Raw genomic sequence first — 18,083 nt, forward strand, 5'->3', positions numbered from 1 at the left:
TCACAGGCACCTTGTGGTTGATTTAACGAAGATCAGCTAGAAGCCGGCAATGGTGTCATCGGCGTTCACCGCAACCAGGTGGAAGGCCTCCGCCAGACGTTGCTCTTCGTACTGCGCCCGCTGCCCATTGGCGGTGCATTGCTGAAGTACGAACTGCTCCATGGCCGCTACATCAGGATGCTGCGTGAAATGAGCACGCAGTGCGTCCATCTTCTTCTCGAAGAAGTCTGTGATGTCGACAAAGCCATTTTCACGTTCCTTCGGCGCACCATATAGCCAGAGCCAGGGTACCTTGTAGGCCTCCAGTTCTTCCTCGTGCAGCAACTCCGGGTACGCGAAGGGATTCTCCACCGCAGGGTAGATTGCGCGGGTGACGGCCTCGCCGCAGGCCAGATGGTCCGGATGCGAACGCTGGATGCGGTCCCAATTTCGTTCTGGATGCATGGCCATGACAATGGTTGGCTGCACCTGGCGGATCAGTCGAACAACCTTACGCATCACCTCATGGTTGGCCTCCAGGAAGCCATCACGCTCGCCAAGGAAATGCACGGTTTTCACACCGACTTTTTCAGCAGCCCGCTTCTGCTCTGCGTGGCGCAAGGCGGCCGTTTCCTGCGGGTCCCGGTCATCGAAGCCACCGGCATCGCCGTCAGTCATGATGCAATACTGCACCTCGATACCGGCAGCCGTGAACGCAGCAATTGTTCCCGCTGCTCCGAAGTCCAAGTCATCCGGATGCGCGCCGAAAGCAAGGACTCGTTGGGTTTCCTCACCGAAGAATTCAGTTGTGTCGATCATGCTTGACGGCGTCGAATCTCTTCTGCAGCTTGTGGAAGCACCTTTGCCAAATCGCCAACAATCCCGAGATCAGCGATTTCGAAAACAGGCGCGTCGACATCCTTGTTGATCGCAATGATGCACTTGCTGGTTTGCATGCCTGCCTTCTGCTGGATCGCTCCCGAGATACCGGCAGAGATGAACAGCTGAGGTGAAACCGTGACACCGGTTTGGCCGATCTGCGCGTCATGGGAAATCCATCCGGCGTCGGTGGCAGCACGCGAGGCGCCGACAGCGCCTGCAAGTGCGTCGGCCAGGTCCTCAACGGGGCCGAAGTCCCCGTTGACTCCTCGTCCGCCAGCAACCACAACGCGTGCTTCGGTCAGCTTTGGACGATCCGAGGCCGCTTTGGCTTCGGTGGCCACAATGCGAATGGCAGGCGTAGCGGCAGCCTCACAGTCCAGTGGCTGGACCTCAAGCTGCTGGCCCTGTGCCTGCGGAGCATCTTCAATGCTGTTCGGCTTAACGGTGACGAACAACGTTCCGTTCGTGGCTTTGGCCTGGGCGCTGTAGCTGCCAGCCAGCTCGTCTTTGGTCACAACCAGATCCGCCGAAACATCAATGGCATCGGTAATGACCGCGCCGTCTAGGCGAACGGCCAACCGCGCTGCGATCTCGCGGTGGAAATTATCGTTGGCAACCAGAACAACATCGGCTTCGCTTCGTTTGACGGCAGCTGCAAGAGCCGAGAGCGCATGGTCGATAAAGGCATCGCTATTTCCGGGTGCAATCAGGAGCTTATCTACTGCGTAGCCACTGATTACATCCTGAGCAAATTGCGGAACCTCAGAGGCAACGGCCAAAGTAGCCCGGTCAAAACGGGAAGCAAGGGTCAGAAGCTCTCGTTGCGCCTTGGAAGGGGCATCGGAAAGTTCGTTGAAAAATACTAGTGCTGAAGGCATATTCAATTTTCCTTAGATCAGCTTCTGTTCGGCCAAGAAATCAACCAGGGCAATGCCGGCCTGGCCGCTGTCGTTGATGACTGTTCCTGCTTCACGGGCAGGCCGAGCAGTGGCATTAAGAACAACCGAACGCGACCCCGAGGCACCTACTGTTTCAGCTTCCAGGCCGATGCCCGCCAGATCCACTTCGGTGATGCTCTTCTTCTTCGCGGCCATGATGGCCTTGAAATTCGGGTAACGAGGCTCATTGGCCTGATCAGTCACCGACAGGACTGCAGGCAATGCTGCAGTGAGGCTCAGAGTTCGATCTGCATGATCTCGGCGAACGGTCAGTTCTCGGCTGGCGCCGTCAAATTCAACAGCTAAGGCATTGGTCAACTGCGCAAAGTTCAAACGCTCAGCCAACTGGGCGGGAACAACCGACGTCTCTGCGTCGGTTGAAGACATTCCTGTAACAACAAGATCAACGTCGCCGACATGCTCGATCAGCGCTGCCAGCGCCTTGGAAGTCGCAACGGTATCGGATCCGGCCAGTGCATCATCGTTGAGGTGGAGACCCGAGCTGGCACCCATCTGCAGGGCTTTCTTGACTGAGTTGCTGGCGCTCTTTCCACCCATCGTGGCCGCGATGACTTCGTGCCCGGCAGCGAATCCGCCCTGCGACTCAACCAGGGCTACAGCTGCTTCGACAGCGTATTCGTCCAATTCGGAGAGGACCGACTCCGAACGGTCAAGACGCAACGAAGCAGAATCGATGTGACGATCAAATTGGACATCTGGAACATGTTTTACCAGCACCACTATTTTCAGCGGCACCGTAGTTTCCTCGGTCATTCGAGCCTTCCTACAAGCTTTCGCGCCCAGCCTCCATAAGGCATAGCTGGACTTTTTATTCACTCTCTATCGTATCGATACATCACGATTCACTCGTTCTTTATCGCCGAAAGTGCAAGAAGTGACGCAGGCTGGTTCGTCACCTGCCTGCGTCACTGATTTCACTGCGTCATCATGAAGATTTATTTAGTTTTTTGACAGCTCCCCGACGGTGACATTTGCAGTCTTCTCTTCACCGTTGCGAAGGTAGCGGATTTCGGCCTTGCCATTAGCTGCAATTTCGCGAATTGCCGCGGTGACAGTCTGCGAATCGTGAACGGCACGATCGTTCACGCCGGTGATCACATCGCCGGACTTCAAACCAGCCTTCTCAGCGGCCGAACCCGAGCTCACCTCAACAACCTTGGCTCCAACGGAGAAGGATGAGGTGTTCTGTTCACCCTGTTCAGCAGTTCCCTGAGCCGTCACGGTAGCGCCGAGCAGGCCGTGCGAAGCGGAGCCGTTATCAATGAGCTCCTGGGCGATACGCTTGGCGTAATCAATCGGGATCGCGAAGCCCACGCCAATGGATCCGCCTTCTTCGCTGGATCCGGAAGAAGCAATGGCAACGTTCACACCGATGATTTCGCCCTTGGCATTGACCAATGCTCCCCCGGAGTTTCCGTGGTTGATGGCCGCGTCGGTCTGAATGACATTGACGTAGATCGAGCCGCTCGACTGTTGCTGTTGCTGCTGTTCCTGGCCTGGGAACTGGAAGTTGAACTGGCTGCCGTCATCCCCGTTGGACTGGTCGCCCTCATCGGGAACTGCCGATGAGGCGATGGAAATCGTACGGTTCAAAGTTGAAATGATGCCGTCGGTCACGGTTCCGCTGAGTCCCAGCGGTGCGCCAATGGCTACGGCGGTGTCTCCAACATTCAGTTCCGAAGACGAGCCCATCGTTGCCGGAACCAGTCCGTCGGCCTGGATATTGATCACGGCCAGATCAGAAAGCGGATCTGTTCCAACAACCTTCGCCGAATGCACAGTTCCGTCATTCATCTGGACGGCGATGGTTGGATCAGCCACCTCGCCACCAAGGGTGACCACGTGGGTGTTCGTCAGAATATTGCCCTTGTTATCCAGCACAATGCCAGAGCCCGAGCCGCTGTTGCCATTTCCGGAAACTTCGATGGTGACAACGCTAGGGCTTGCCTTCGCTGCGGCTGCGGTAACTTCAGTTACCTTGTCTGGATTATTGATTACAACGCCTTCACGCGGTGCCGAGCCGCCGGTGGTTGAGGTGCTGCTTCCATCATCCATCAAATAGGTGGTGCCCGCGGCGGTCAGGCCACCGACAAGGGCGGCTGCAACCATGCCGGCAATGAGGGTGCTGCCAGCAAAACGCTTCTTGTCCTTAGGCTGCTTTTCTGGAGGCACAGGGTAGGTCGTCTGGGTGTACGCTCCGCCAGCATAAGGCGAACCATAAGGCGAGTTCGGCTGATTTTGCTGACCTGCGCTGTGCTGCGACTGGTAAGGGGAGGCTGATCCGCTGGCAGCAGCTGCGCTGATCGGCTCGGTGCGTGGAGCCGACGACGAATTATCGTTGTCGTCCTGCTGACCGGCTTGCGCTTCCTGGTTCAACCGCGGATACCGAGCGGTTGGTTCAGAGGAAGTTGAAGGCTTGCTTGTCTGGTCGTTTGATGGCCGTGCAGAATCACCCAAGTTTTCATTACGTGGCTCATTCGGGGTCTGGCTCATTTCATGCCTCTTTCGAACTATCGAATCTCTTGGGTTTAATTATTCAGGTCTGGTCTGTGGCATCGAATTGTGGTGACTTTGCATCGCCTGTGAGTTAACTATTCTGGCAGCTGAATGACATAGACGTGCTTCATTAGGCCAAATAGAATCAATTCTAAGTGTGAATCCAGTCTCTGGATACATCAGATCGGGTACATCCTGATTTTAGTTCGACGTAGCTTTGCAGGCGGGAACGAGACATGGGAATAAAGAGTCGGAAGCTGATTGCCAGTGCAATAGTGGCGTCGGTTGTATCGCTCGGAATGGCTACGCCGGCACTCGCTGAGTCGCCGGTGACCATTCCACCAGGCGACTTTGTAATCGATAATTCTGGAGTGCTCGGTTCGGACCAAGCACTCATTGAAGAAGAAATCAAAGAGCTGAGAAGCGATACCGGCCTGAGCCTTTTCGCCATCTTCGTCGACGAGTTCTCCAACCCCAGTAAGGCCGACGAGTGGGTCAAAGAGGTCGCAGACAAAAAGGGCCTGGGGCGCTCGGACGTGATTCTCGCGGTAGCCACAGAATCTCGCCAAGCCTACTTCGCAGCTTCAGATAGCGGGCCTCTGGCAGAGCAGGACTCCGAAATCTATCGCTCGCAGATCAGTCCGGCTTTGGGAGAAGACGACTGGGCCGGAGCTGTTGACGGCGCCATTGATGGCATCAAAAACGCCGAAAGTGGCGGCACCGCAGAAAGCTCTTCCGGAGGCGGTGGTTTCATCACCATCCTGCTAGTCATCGCAGCATTGGCCGTGGGCGGTTACTTCCTCCTTGCGAGAAGAAGCCGCAAGAAGTCGCAGGCTCTGTCTTCGCAGCAGAACAACTACCCTGGCATGGCCGGTAGCCCAGCACCACAGCAACCGCTGATTCCTCTAGACCAGTTGCGTTTGCAGGCCGATCAGCTGCTTGTTGCCGCCGATGATTCCATCCGCTCATCGCAACAGGAACTCGGTTTCGCTGAGGCCCAGTACGGGAAAGAAGCTGTCGCCGTTTTCGTCGAAGACCTGGGCAAAGCCAAGGAGCATCTGACGGAGTCATTCCGTCTACAGCAGCAGCTGGATGACGATATTCCTGACACCGAAGCAGACCAGCGCTCTTGGCTCAACGAAATCATCAACCGATGCCGAGAAGTCAACCAGTCGCTGCAAGAGCATGCTGATGATTTCAAGCAGCTGCGCCAGTTGGAACAGAATGCTGAAGCTCGGATTTCCGAGGTGAAAGCTAGCCAGGAGCCGCTGAACCAGCGACTCTCCTCTCGGGTGTCCGAACTGGAACAGCTCTCGGGTAAGTACGACGAGAGTGCGGTCAGCCAGATCAAGGACAATGCCCAACAGGCTGGCGAACGGCTATCGTTTGCTGCCTCAGCCCTGCAACAAGCTTCTGAAAACCTGGCGACTAACCGCTCGGACGCAGCCGTGCTCATTCAGAATGCGGAGGAAGCACAGGATCAGGCTGATGTCCTCCTTGAGGCCATCGCCAAAGCCGGCAGCTCATTGCAGCAAGCTGAACAGGATCTTCGCGCAGCCGTTGCCTTGGCGGAACGAGATCTTGCCCAGGCCAAGGCCACATACGCAACGGGGACAAGCTCAGATCTAGCAGGACCGATCGCGGGTGTCGAAAGCGCGCTGAACACAACGCGACAGGCAATAGCCGGTGGAAAATACAACCCTCTGGGACTGATCACCCTCCTGGACGAAGCAACTACTCCCCTAGGCCAATCACTGGCCAATATGCGCGACCGCGCGCAGCAAGAACAAGCAGCGCGCGACCAATTGCAGTCCTTGCTGCATACCGCTGCGTCACGCATCAATGGTACGGACGACTACATCCGTGCCCGCCGTGGAGGTGTTCGCTCTTCGGCTCGTACGCGTTTGGCCGAGGCGCAACGCGCTCTCGATGAGGCGCACTCTTTCGCGCACTCCGATCCTGCTCGCGCCGTCGCCGCGACGCAACGCTCAATCCAGCTTGCCGATCAGGCTGCCCAGATGGCCGAGAACGATGTCAGCGGCTTCGGCGACTATGGCGACAACTTCGGGGGCGGCTACCGTCGCGGACGCGGCGGCGGAGTATTCGACGGCGTTGGCGGAGCAGTGCTCGGCGGCATCCTCATTAATACCATCCTCGGAGGCGGCCACAGTGGCGGTCATTCCGGAGGAAACGATGGCTTCTTTGGTGGCGGCGGCTTCGGCGGGTTTGACGGCGGAGGCGGCGGTGGATTTGGAGGAGGTGGCTTCGGCGGAGGGGACGGAGGCAACTTCTAACCCGCCGATCTATATTGACCAGCAGTTCTGCAGCACCATCGATCACTTAACTAATAGAAAGGTCACATCATGACCAAACAATCAATCTTCGGGCGCATCTCACAACTAGCCAAGGCCAACATCAACGCCCTGCTCGACTCGGCGGAAGATCCACAGAAGATGATGGATCAGATGGTTCGTGACTACAACGACAACATCGCCGAAGCGGAACAGGCCATCGCCCAGACCATCGGCAATCTTCGCATGTTGGAAGAGGATTACCGCGAAGACGAAGAGGCCATGGCCGAGTGGGGTAACAAGGCTCTAGCGGCCTCGAACAAGGCTGACGAGTTCCGCGCTTCGGGCAAAGCCGACGAGGCCGGCAAGTTCGACAACTTGGCCAAGGTTGCGATCCAGCGCCAGATGCAGGCTGAATCCGAGATGAAGACCGCACAGCCAACAATCAACTCCCAGCGTGAAATCGTTGATAAGTTGAAGACCGGCCTGAACCAGATGAAGGAAAAGCGCACTGAGCTTGCTAGTAAGCGCGATGAACTGGTGGCACGATCAAAGGCAGCGCACGCTCAGAACCAGGTGAACGAGGCTGTGAAGGCCGTGAACATCATGGATCCGTCCAGTGAAATCGGACGCTTTGAGGAAAAAGTCCGGCGTGAAGAAGCCCGCGTACGCGGCGCCGCAGAGTTGGCTTCCTCCAGCCTCGACGCCCAGTTCGAGTCGCTGGAAGATCTCGGCGAGCAGACCGAGGTCGAAGCCCGCTTGGCAGCTTTGAAGTCCAAGCAGACTGGCGCTATCGAAGGCTAAGCCTCATCGATGAGAGCCAAGACCCGACGAAGGTGTACCGATGTCAAACATCGGTACACCTTCGTCGTTAAGCGCGTATACAAAAATGGAGACCCTTTCGGATCTCCATTTCCACTTTCGTGGCGGGGAGAGGATTTGAACCTCTGACCTCCGGGTTATGAGCCCGGCGAGCTACCGAACTGCTCCACCCCGCGTCGGTAAATACAACATTACCAATCCTTGAATGACTTGGCTAATCGAGAGGCAGTGTCCTTGATCACCCGGCAAAGACCCGGTAGAGCGGGCCAAGGTTTGGACTATCCTGGAAGGCCGGACTCGGACTATTCATCGCCAATCACTGGGTAAACAAAAATGGAGACCCTTTTGGATCTCCATTTCCACTTTCGTGGCGGGGAGAGGATTTGAACCTCTGACCTCCGGGTTATGAGCCCGGCGAGCTACCGAACTGCTCCACCCCGCGTCGGTAAATACAACATTACCAACTGATGAACTCAATAGCCAATCGAGCCAAGTGACCTTGATCGCACGCCTCTCGCCGTCGATCTCAGCGGCTGTCGCGATTCGTGATAGCTCCACTTGGTTCAACACACCACGTTTGGCAGGATCATTTACAAAGACGCTTCCGCCTCTGCTAGAGCCGCCCACAAGCGTAGGTCAGGAGAATGAATCAGGTTCTGCCTAGGGACCGCTGTTTGATCCGGATAAGCAAAAATGGAGACCCTTTCGGATCTCCATTTTCGTCTTTCGTGGCGGGGAGAGGATTTGAACCTCTGACCTCCGGGTTATGAGCCCGGCGAGCTACCGAACTGCTCCACCCCGCGATGACTAGACAATTCTTGCATCATCGCGGAGTGAAAGCAAATCGGGGCGCTTAGCAGCTATCCCTCGGATCCTTCAGCTGGTGCCGAAGGTTGAGGAGTCGCGGTTGCACCGTTCTCGTCCAGCTTCACTTCCCCATCAACCTCGGTACCATTGATAGCTGCATCAGCTTCCATGGCACGGTCCAAGGCGTTCTGCAGCTGCTTTTGCGCCTCGCCGTAGGCTGCGAAGTCACTCTTCGCGAGTGCCTCCTGACCATTCTTGATGGCGGCGTTGGCATCCGACAGTGCCGACGAGAGCTTCTGCTCGTCTGACTGGGTCGGCGTATTCTCCCCCTCTGGAGTGTCCCCTGGCGAAACGCCTTCGGTTTCTCCGGTCACAGCACCAGAGTTACCGCCGAAGACTTCATCAAGTGCTTCGGCCAAGGTATCGGCGAAGCCAACTTGATCGCCGAAGGAGACCAATACCTTACGCAGGGTCGGGTAGCTGGTCTGGCCCGAAGACTGGACGTAGACCGGCTGGACATAGAGAATACCGCCGCCGACTGGCAAGGAAAGCAGGTTGCCGTTCTTGACTTCCGAAGCGCCCTGGCGCAGCAGGTTCAGTTCCTGCGTCACACGAGTATTCGTATCGAAGTTCTGCTGCGCTTGGCCAGGACCTGGCACAGCGGTATCTCGCGGAAGCTCCAAAAGTCGCAGCTTTCCGTAGTCCTCAGATTTCACGCCTGCCTGTGAGCCAGCATCGGCCGAAGCAGACAGGAATCCGAACAGCACGTTGCGTTGCTGCCCATTGGAAGCGGCCGCAGGAATGAACGTCGAAGTCAACGAGAAGCTCGCTTCGTCCTGAGTCGGCATCTTCAAGGACATGAAGTACGGAGGCTGCTTCACACCGGCTGTGGAAGAAGTTGGATCATCTGGAACGGCCCACGCATCATTCGACTCGTAGAACGCGTCCGGGTTGTCCACGTGGTACGTGGTCAGCACTTCACGCTGTACCTTGAACAGATCCTCTGGGTAGCGCACGTGCTCGATCAGATCAGCGGACATGTCCTTGAGCGGCTTGTAAGACGATGGGAACACCTTCTGCCACGACTTCAGGATCGGGTCCTCGGTATCCCAGGCGTACAGCTTCACCGAACCGTCGTAGGCATCAACCGTCGCCTTGACCGAGTTCCTCAAATAGTTCACCCGGCCGGTCATCGACAGGTCTTGAGCGTTCGTCAAGGAGTCGGTAACGGCAGAATCCAGTTGCTTTTGCTGTGAGTATGGGAAGTCGTTGGACGTGGTATAGCCATCAACGATCCACTGGACCCGGCCGTCGACAATGGCTGGGTAAGCGCTTGAGTCCAAGGTCAGATACGGCGCTACTTTGCTGACTCTGTCACGCGGGTCGCGATCGTAGAGGATCTGCGACTCGGAGTTGACCTGCTGGGAAAGCAGCAGATCCGTCGATGCGAACTTCAATGCGTAAACAAGGCGGTTGAACATGTTGCCTACGTTCGGTCCGCCGTCACCGGTGAAGGTGTATCGGGTGTCCTGGTTTTCACCACCGGTACCTGGACGGTCCAACTCTTGGTCGGTCCAGCCTTCGTCCGGACCACCGACTACCGAGTATTCCGGGGAATTCTCGCCGAAGTAAATGCGTGGCTCGTAATCCTTGTCGGTGATCAAATCACCTGAGGTTGGGATACCACCGAGCATGAAGTCTGGTCGGCCGCCGGCAGCAACACGATTGCCATAAGCGGCTACGAGTCCGTATCCGTGGGTGTAGTTGATGTGCTGATTGACCCAGGTGTCGGTCGGGTCGACGTTGACTTCGCGTGCGGCGATGACAGTGTCTTCAACCTTGCCGTCAATCTCGTAGCGGTCAACATTCAAGTTCTTCGGGAACGTGTAGTACCCGCGGAACTGCTGGAGCTGGGCGAAGGCGGTTGAGACCAAGTTAGGATCCAGCAAGCGGATATTAGCGGTTGTTGCGGTTTCCTCCGCCAAGGCATTTTTCTCAGTGGAAATCTTGGCGTCGTAGTCGGTGACTTCAATGTCATCAACACCGTAAGCCAGACGAGTCATTTCGATGTTGCGATCGATGTAGTCGCGTTCGAGTTCACGCTGCGAAGGAACTACCTGATACTGCTGTACCAAGAACGGGTAGACGCCGCTGACCACGATCATGGTGACGACCAGCATTGCTGTACCGATCAATGGAATTCTCCAGCGTCCGGTGAATGCGGCAATAGCGAAGGTGATAGCGATCAAAATGGCGATAATTGCCAGGATCATCTGCGCAGGGATGACTGCATGTACGTCCTTGTAGAGTGCGCCGGCGACGCGGCCTGACTGGTCGGTGAGCGTTTCATACTGACCGATCCAGAAATTGACTCCCTGAAGCACCAAGAACACGGCAACAACGATTGCGGTATGGACCCGGGCCGCCTTGCCTACGGTGATGCCTCCGCGTTCCTCCACACGGATACCACCATAAAGATAGTGAGTCAGCAGACCGGCGACGCCGCTTAGGAGCACCACCGAGACCAGGAATCCGATAATGAGTGCGATAAACGGCAGCGAGAAGATGAAGAAGCTCAGATCCAGATTGAACTGGGGATCATTGCTGCCAAATGGAGTCTGGTTGAAGAAGAGCAGCACTGTCTGCCACTGGCCTGCAACGGCCACCGCAGCGAAGATGCCAACAACCAGTGGAATGCCCACCATAAGGAAACGGCGGATAGGTTCCAGCTGCGATTGGTAGCGGGACATGGAATCGGACTGATTCGCATTTGGCGCATACACCGGACGGTGCTTGTAGGCACTGCGCATCGAGAACCACATCGGTACGGCCATCAGCACCAAGGCGACCACGAAGATGATCAACTTGGCGATGCGTTCAGTCCAGTAAACTTGCGAGAACCCCAGCTGGTTGAACCAGAGGATATCTGCGTAGAAATTCGACAAGAAGACGAAAACCGCAACCAAAATAACCACCGCGAAGATGGTCAAAGTCAGTGGTGACACTTTCTTGCCAGATGGGCTGGAGGGCCTTTGCGGTTCACGAGGCCTCGGCGGACCTCCGAACGGACTATCCGATCCGTATGACACTATCTATTCCTTACCTTGGGTTCGCCCCGCCTTGAAGCGGAGGAACTCGTGTACCTAATTCTTAGACGAACGAATATTAGCTTTTGATCCCTGCGTCACATTCTTCCCTTGACGCCGGGCTAAATCTATTCACATGTCGCAAAGTTTGCGGGATTCTCACCGTCAGCAATTTTCGTCAGTGCCGTTCGCGCCTGGGAGAGCGTCGATATCTTCAACACGTTCAAACCGTCAGGAACCCTGCCCGCGACCTCATTGCAGTTATCTGCTGGTGCCAGGAAAATGGTGGCTCCAGCATTTTTTGCGGCAATCATCTTTTGTGCGATGCCGCCAATCGGACCGACCGTGCCATCCGCAGAGATCTCGCCCGTTCCGGCGACATGATGTTTGCCTGCCAACGACCCATCGGTCAGGCGATCGATAATGCCCAAGGCAAACATCATTCCTGCACTAGGCCCGCCAACATTCTGCAGCCCGAACTGAACATCAATCGGGAATTTATGTTCCGTGCTCAGGTAGACGCCGAGCTGTCGCTCGCCGTCGACCTCCTCGGTTTTCACTGGAACGGCAACGTCCTTGAAGTCGCCGTTCTTATCTTTGCGGCCCACGGTGAGTTCGGCGGGCTTGTCTCCGTTGGCGTTCAGCGACTTCTTCAGCGATTCCAGCGAACTGATGTCTTGACCGTTGTATTTCAAAAGGCGGTCACCCTTTTTCAATGATTTACTGTTGGCTTCGGCCGAGAAGTCTGCCACGGTCAGCCAGGTCTTGAAGTCGTAGCCCAATTCGGTCAGTGCCGCCGCGATGGCCAGATCTTGCGAAGAGGTCATCATCTGGTCGTTCTGCTCATTTTGCTGTTGGGTAGACGAGCCGTGGGCAAGGATTGTTTCTTCGGGGACAACGTCCTTGTTCGGGTTCAGCAACGCTTCTAGTACCACCGGGATGGTGACGCGATTCTGTCCGCCACCCTGTACATAAATGGTCAACAGGTCCAGTTCGCTTTGCGATGGGAAGGTCTTCTCCCCCTCGATCGAGATGACATCTTTCCCGTTATCCTCGTCTTTGCCCAGGGTGTTAAAAACCGGACCCGGGGAACGAATCATGAAGTTGGTCGGAAGGAACATCATGACGCCGATGAGCAGGAGAGCCACGACTCCGGCACTGGTGCGTTTAAGGGCTTTGGAACCTTGGGGCGCTCGGCCCAATTCGCCAAGCACTTTATGCGAGTCTTTTGGTTCCCGTTCGTGCACTGATCTTGCTCCCGCCAACTATCAAAAAAGATGCGGATCCATCCTTGCGGAGTTCACCACTCTTAGCCTACTGAAGCTTCGGCGCTAAAGGCATCAGCAATGAGGCGTATTCAGTGTGCCGAAAGCGAACTGTCGCCAAGATCCGTGGGAACTCATAGCAAGGCACGGTAGTTTTAATGACATGGCACAGAACCCCCCGAATAACCGCCCGAACGGCGACGACGACGATAACAATCAGCAGGATCCATTTTCTGCCATGTTCGGTCAGCTCTTCGGTGGCGGATTTGATCCCAACAATCTTCCTCCGCAACTTCGCGACGCGCTAGGCGCCCAGGGCGACCCTGAAGCGATGCAAAAGATGATGCAGCAAGCCCAGGCAATGATGTCAGCCATGATGAGCAACAACGCATCATCCGGTCCGGTGAATTGGAAGCTCGCCTCGGATACCGCGCTTCAGTCTTATGCAAGCGACGATCCAGCAGTTTCAGAATCCCGACAGGCGGCCATCAGCGACGCTTCGAACTTGGCTGACCTGTGGCTGAACAATTCAACATCGTTCGAATCCAACGGACAGGTCACCGAAGTCTGGACGCGCAAGCGCTGGTACGACAAGACGTTGGCCACGTGGAAGCAGGTCACCGAGCCGGTGGCCGAGTCAGTGGCAACAGCGATCACCTCCGCCATGAAGGAACAGATCCCAGAAGAGATGAAGGGAATGCTGGGCAACTCTGATGGCATGTTCCGGAACCTTGGAGCGAGCATGTTCGGGATGCAGCTGGGCACCGCGCTTGGCGGGTTGGCAACGGATGTTCTTGGAGGCACCGATATCGGTCTTCCGCTGGCGGGAAGCACTCCGGGAATCATCGCCACCAACGTCGCCAAATTCGGTGAAGGTCTGGAGATCCCAGAGCAGGAAGTACTACTCTATGCGATCCTTCGCGAGAACGCCCATGCACGCTTGTTCAATCGTGTTCCATGGTTGAGTTCCAAGCTCATTGGCGCGGTCGAATCCTACGCTCGCGGCATCCACATCGATATGTCAAGGATCGAAGAAGCGGTTCGTGACATCGACCCATCCAATCCAGAAGCTCTGCAATCAGTATTGGGCGAAGGGCTATTCACCCCGCAACGCACTGAGCAGCAGGAAAAGGCGCTGGAGAATCTCGAGCTGACTCTTGCCCTCATTGAGGGATGGGTTGATCATGTAGTTTCTCTGGCGGCAGCGAACCTTCCGTTTGCCGAGCATCTTCGGGAAACGATGCGCCGGCGTCGCGCCTCCGGCGGTCCGGCAGAATCCGCATTCGCATCGCTGGTTGGACTGGAGCTCCGTCCGCGAAAGCTGCGCGAAGCCGCGGCCCTGTGGCAGCACCTTCACGATGAGCGTGGGATCGATGGGCGCGACGCCGTCTGGGACCACCCGGACCTCATGCCAACCCAAGATGATCTGAAGGATCCAACGACCTTCACCCAGCGTCGTGAGCTGGCCGCAACCGAGTTCGATGACTTCGATGCGGCCTTGGACAAGCTGCTTTCCGGCGAATTCGACAATGTCGAGCCAACGACCGGCCAAGAGAATCCAGGGGAACCAACGGATCCTCAATCGCCAGAAGATCCGGAAAAATAATCGTCCGTTTCCAGACCGCGGGGAGCAACGCTTAAGCGTCGCTCCCCGCGGTTGCACTGTCTGCTCCTACTCGGCATCGTCGCCAAAACCTTCGAGCTCATCAGCTGATTGGCCAAGTTCTCTTGCACGAGAGCTATAGCCGGCGTGAAAAGCATCCAGGTACAAGTCCGCTTCGGCTCGCCTCTCGAACTTATTGAGCAGCTTCTGGAATTCAGGACCATGCCCGGAACCAGGTGACGCCAAGTGGGCCAGTTCATGCACCAGAACGTAGTCGCGGACCCACGACGGCATGGGTTGGAGTTTTGATGAGAGCCTGATGCTCCGCTGCTGGTACGACGCTGAACCCCATCTCTTATTCTGATTGGTTACCCATCGCACAGATGATGGTGCTGCCAGGCCGCCGAAGTAATGCCGGTCTAATTCATGCGCCCTGCGTTCCAGCTCATTGTCCGTATGTCCTTCGGCGCGCCGTTGGCGATTCTGGCGATACTTCTTGAGCATCTCCTCAACGAATGAGCGTTCAGTTTTCTCATCAAGTGCAGCCGGAACCTGGATTATCAGGGTGTCATCGCGCCATTGGGAAGAAATAGTCTTTCGCCGTTTGGTGGAACGCACGACCCGAACTGGAATGTCGTCAGGAGCAACAAATTCAAAAGTATTTGGTGAAACAGGCATTGATTTCAGCTCCTTGCATCAGCTGGGCGGTCTTGGGCTGCGATATGGCTAGCAAGCCCCGATTTCTACGCTAAGGAACCCATGGATGCGATCGATGCATCCATTGCGAACTGTGAATAGCGATTAGCCCCGGTAGGATCCGAGGACTGCAAGGATCGCTTCGCCGTATCGTTCCAGCTTGCTGCGCCCGACACCTGCAATCTTCGATAGGCCCTGCAAAGATTCCGGTTGGTGTTCGGCAATGGACATCAGCGTGGCGTCGGTGAAAATCACGAATGCCGGGACCGAATTCGAGTGGGCAATTTCCGACCGCCAATTGCGCAAGCTATCAAACAACGCTTCGTCATAGGCAGCCGGGCAGGAAGCACAGCGCTTGAGCTTTCTCTCCTTGGCGCTGGTCAGGAACGACCCGCAGTTGGTGCAGATGGCTGGAATGAGTTTTTGTTCGCGTTTCTTATACGTCGTTTGCTGTCGACTGCTTGCTTGGCGGACGGACTTGATTCCGTCCAGGAATCGCGATGGGTACCGGTGGGCTCGTCCGCCGGGAGTACGCGCGAGTGACCATGATAAGAATAGATGCTTACGCGCACGCGTTATGCCTACGTAGAGCAATCGGCGTTCTTCATCAAAACCTGCTTGATCCTTGGCATAGGAAATAGGCACCAGGCCTTCGCTGAGGCCAACGAGGAACACCGCGTCCCATTCCAAGCCCTTTGCTGCGTGGAACGATGCCAAGGTGATGCCGTCCAGCGTCGGGGCATGCTGGATGGCCGCCCGGTCTTCGAGTTCCCTCACCACATCGTGCAAGGTGGCTTCGGTGCCTTGCTCTGTTTTCAAGGCAACAACTTCATCCGCGAGGCGTACCAGGGCGGAGAGGGATTCCCACCGCTGTCGAACAGCCCCGGTACCTCCACTGGGTGCGTTGGCCGAATAGCCATGGGAGGAAAGCACATCGCGCACTAGCTGCGATACCGATGTCTCGGCGGCAACGCTGAGGGCAGCGCGCAGGGCCAGCATTCCCTCTTTGACTTCCCGGCGCGAGAAGAAGCGCTCGGCTCCGCGCATGACATAGGGAATCGAGTGAGCGGAGAGTGCTTGTTCAAAGGCCTGGGATTGGCCGTTGGTGCGGTAGAGAATCGCAATCTCGGACAAGTCCTGGCCTTCACCCATCAATTTCTTGATGCGCTGGGCGACTTCTTCCGCTTCGTTCTCATCGTCCTTGGTTTCAAAAAACTCCGGACTCGGGCCATGATCGCGTTGGGCAATGAGTTCCAATGGTTCAGGCCACGTAACGTCGCGATCCGGCACGGAGGATTCAATCCGGCGGGTCGAGAGGACCTTGTTGGCCAGGTTCACGACTTCTGGCGTGGAGCGATAGTCGCGGACCAATTTGACGACCCTGGCTTCAGGGAACCGCGTGCCGAAGTTCAGCAGGAAATCCGGACGAGCGCCCGTGAAGGAATAGATGGTCTGAGACGCATCGCCGACAACGCACAGTTCGTTGCGCTGTCCCAGCCAAAGGTCCAGAAGACGCTGTTGAAGCGGCGAGACGTCCTGGTACTCGTCCACAACAAAGTGGCGATATTGCTGGCGAACGTGGGCAGCTACTTTCTCGTTGTCTTCGAGAATGGCAATCGTCAGCAGCAATACGTCTTCGAAATCGATGACTCCGCGATCGTCCTTGAGCTCTTCGTAAGTCTGAAAGATCCTTGCCATGCTTACCGGCTCCAGGCCGTTGGGCATCTCCCGGGTTGCGGCGATCTTCGCATAGCTTTCCGGAGTATGCATCGAGACCTTCGCCCACTCTATTTCCGCGGCCAGATCGCGCACCATGGCACGGTCGCTTGAGATGCGCAGCCGCCGAGCGGCTTCGGCAATGAGCGGCGCCTTGTGCTCGACGAGGTTGGGCAGGGTGCCGCCGATGGCCTGGGGCCAGAAGTACTGCAGCTGGCGCAAGGCGGCCGCATGGAAAGTTCGAGCCTGTACGCCTGGCGCGCCCAACTGGCGCAATCGGGTCCGCATCTCTGCGGCAGCACGAGTGGTAAAAGTCAACGCAAGAACGCTAGTGGGATTGTAGATTCCCGTGTGCACGCCATGGGCAATGCGGTGGGTAATTGCCCTGGTCTTGCCGGTTCCTGCGCCTGCCAGAATACACAATGGACCGCTGAGCGTTTCAGCTGCCTGCCGTTGTTCAGCGTCCAGTCCCCCCAGCAGATCCTGTACTGGTGGAGCGTCGTGTTCTGTCACTTGTTCAGGGCCTCCGGAAGGGATTCTCCGTACCAACTACGGATTAATGCGTGCGCAATTGAAACGCCACGCGGTATGTCAATTGTTCCCGATTCCAAGGCAACACGCAGTTCCTCTCGGCTGAACCAGCGTAGGTCCTTGATTTCAGCGCCGTCAGGAACCAGTTCTTCGCTCATGGCTTCGGCGGCGAAACCGAGCATTAATGAACGGGGCAACGGCCATGGCTGCGAGCCACGGTATGCCACCTCGCCAACGTGGACGCCTGATTCTTCGAACACTTCCCTGCGAACCGCTGATTCCAGCGATTCACCTGCCTCAACGAAACCGGCCAAGACTGAATACATATGCGTTCTGAATGTGGCATTGGCACCGAGAAGGATTCGATCCTGATGGTCAATGACGGAGGCGATAATGGCCGGGTCGGTGCGTGGAAAGAGTTCGTGGTCGTTCATTACGCAGCGTTGGCCCCAGCCAAAGGTCGACGAACGCACTTCCGAACCGCATTGCGGGCAAAAGCGCTCAGCGCTGATCCAGTTCGAGATGGCTTGGGCCTCGACCAGCAACTCGGCTTGAAGCTGCGGCAAGACAGTGAAGGCCTCGCGTAAGGAAATCCAGCGCTCAATCGCCAGATGAGCGAAACTCTCAGCCTCGACAATCGCCAATACGAAATCCGTCGATTCAGCTGTTCCCAGATACACCTGGCGTTCAGATTCAGTGAGCACGTAGTCAGGTCCGCTGATGAAGAAAAGCTCGGTACCTGTCGATGCGGCTCCCTGCTCGGAAATCAGCATGACTTTGGTCGTTCGCAGGGCGAGTTTCTCGCTGAGCAGCTCAGGGTTCGGCCGTTCGGTCAACGGGCGTTCGATGAGCGACTGCGCAAACGGAAGTCCCTTGAGTGGAGTTTGATAATTCTCTGCCAAAGCCATACTACTAACCTAGTGCACCCGGGCCTCCACTCTCCTGTTTCG

General features: G+C 56.5%; 12 protein-coding genes and 3 tRNA genes. 3 read left to right on the forward strand and 12 right to left on the reverse strand.

Going from position 1 to position 18,083, the window contains the following annotated elements; genetic code table 11:
- Positions 1–36: 36 nt before the first annotated feature.
- The 4 genes from OF385_RS10185 to OF385_RS10200 all read right to left on the reverse strand — a co-directional run bounded on the left by OF385_RS10185 (position 37) and on the right by OF385_RS10200 (position 4,196).
- A complete protein-coding gene (locus tag OF385_RS10185) occupies positions 37–798 on the reverse strand; it encodes a PIG-L deacetylase family protein (RefSeq protein WP_264275284.1) in 762 nt (253 codons plus the stop codon).
- Positions 795–1,739, reverse strand: a complete 945-nt coding sequence (locus OF385_RS10190; protein ID WP_264275285.1) for an electron transfer flavoprotein subunit alpha/FixB family protein — start codon at positions 1,737–1,739, stop codon at positions 795–797. Before OF385_RS10190 ends, OF385_RS10185 begins: the two co-directional genes overlap by 4 nt.
- A gap of 12 nt (positions 1,740–1,751) precedes the next feature.
- Positions 1,752–2,573: an electron transfer flavoprotein subunit beta/FixA family protein gene (locus OF385_RS10195; RefSeq protein ID WP_264275286.1), complete on the reverse strand. Its 822-nt coding sequence runs from the start codon at positions 2,571–2,573 to the stop codon at positions 1,752–1,754.
- Between the two features lie 186 nt (positions 2,574–2,759).
- The gene (locus OF385_RS10200) at positions 2,760–4,196 is read right to left on the reverse strand and encodes a S1C family serine protease (protein ID WP_264275287.1); all 1,437 of its coding nucleotides are present in this window, start codon (positions 4,194–4,196) and stop codon (positions 2,760–2,762) included.
- Positions 4,197–4,591: 395 nt separating this feature from the next.
- Here OF385_RS10200 and OF385_RS10205 point away from each other — a divergent pair, with 395 nt between their 5' ends.
- Entirely contained in the window at positions 4,592–6,610 is a 2,019-nt protein-coding gene (locus OF385_RS10205; RefSeq protein WP_264275288.1) for a TPM domain-containing protein, read from the forward strand.
- Positions 6,611–6,679: 69 nt separating this feature from the next.
- Complete coding sequence (locus tag OF385_RS10210; protein WP_022876604.1) at positions 6,680–7,411, forward strand: PspA/IM30 family protein; 732 nt, start codon at positions 6,680–6,682, stop codon at positions 7,409–7,411.
- A gap of 120 nt (positions 7,412–7,531) precedes the next feature.
- On the opposite strand, the gene OF385_RS10215 is transcribed toward OF385_RS10210, so the two are convergent.
- The 5 genes from OF385_RS10215 to OF385_RS10235 form a co-directional block, all read right to left on the reverse strand.
- Positions 7,532–7,605, reverse strand: a tRNA-Met gene (locus tag OF385_RS10215).
- Between the two features lie 192 nt (positions 7,606–7,797).
- Positions 7,798–7,871, reverse strand: a tRNA-Met gene (locus OF385_RS10220).
- A gap of 287 nt (positions 7,872–8,158) precedes the next feature.
- A tRNA-Met gene (locus OF385_RS10225) sits at positions 8,159–8,232 on the reverse strand.
- A 57-nt stretch (positions 8,233–8,289) separates the two neighbouring features.
- On the reverse strand, positions 8,290–11,325 hold the full coding sequence (locus OF385_RS10230) for a UPF0182 family protein (RefSeq protein WP_413467968.1): 3,036 nt from the start codon (positions 11,323–11,325) through the stop codon (positions 8,290–8,292).
- 125 nt (positions 11,326–11,450) lie between these two features.
- Positions 11,451–12,569 carry a PDZ domain-containing protein gene (locus OF385_RS10235; protein ID WP_264275290.1) on the reverse strand — a complete coding sequence of 373 codons (1,119 nt, stop codon included), beginning with the start codon at positions 12,567–12,569 and terminating at the stop codon, positions 11,451–11,453.
- A 181-nt stretch (positions 12,570–12,750) separates the two neighbouring features.
- On the opposite strand from OF385_RS10235, the gene OF385_RS10240 reads away from it, so the two are divergent.
- Positions 12,751–14,193 (forward strand): zinc-dependent metalloprotease, encoded by a 1,443-nt coding sequence (locus OF385_RS10240; RefSeq protein WP_264275291.1) that lies wholly within the window; start codon positions 12,751–12,753, stop codon positions 14,191–14,193.
- A 66-nt stretch (positions 14,194–14,259) separates the two neighbouring features.
- On the opposite strand, the gene OF385_RS10245 is transcribed toward OF385_RS10240, so the two are convergent.
- From OF385_RS10245 to nudC, 3 genes are all read right to left on the reverse strand, one after another.
- A complete protein-coding gene (locus tag OF385_RS10245) occupies positions 14,260–14,868 on the reverse strand; it encodes a M48 family metallopeptidase (RefSeq protein ID WP_264275292.1) in 609 nt (202 codons plus the stop codon).
- Between the two features lie 123 nt (positions 14,869–14,991).
- Positions 14,992–17,115 (reverse strand): ATP-dependent DNA helicase UvrD2, encoded by a 2,124-nt coding sequence (locus tag OF385_RS10250; protein WP_264275293.1) that lies wholly within the window; start codon positions 17,113–17,115, stop codon positions 14,992–14,994.
- Positions 17,112–18,041: an NAD(+) diphosphatase gene (gene nudC, locus OF385_RS10255; RefSeq protein ID WP_264275294.1), complete on the reverse strand. Its 930-nt coding sequence runs from the start codon at positions 18,039–18,041 to the stop codon at positions 17,112–17,114. The genes OF385_RS10250 and nudC overlap by 4 nt, the downstream gene beginning before the upstream one ends.
- Positions 18,042–18,083: the final 42 nt, after the last annotated feature.

The organism is Glutamicibacter sp. JL.03c (assembly GCF_025854375.1).
GTDB lineage: Bacteria > Actinomycetota > Actinomycetes > Actinomycetales > Micrococcaceae > Glutamicibacter.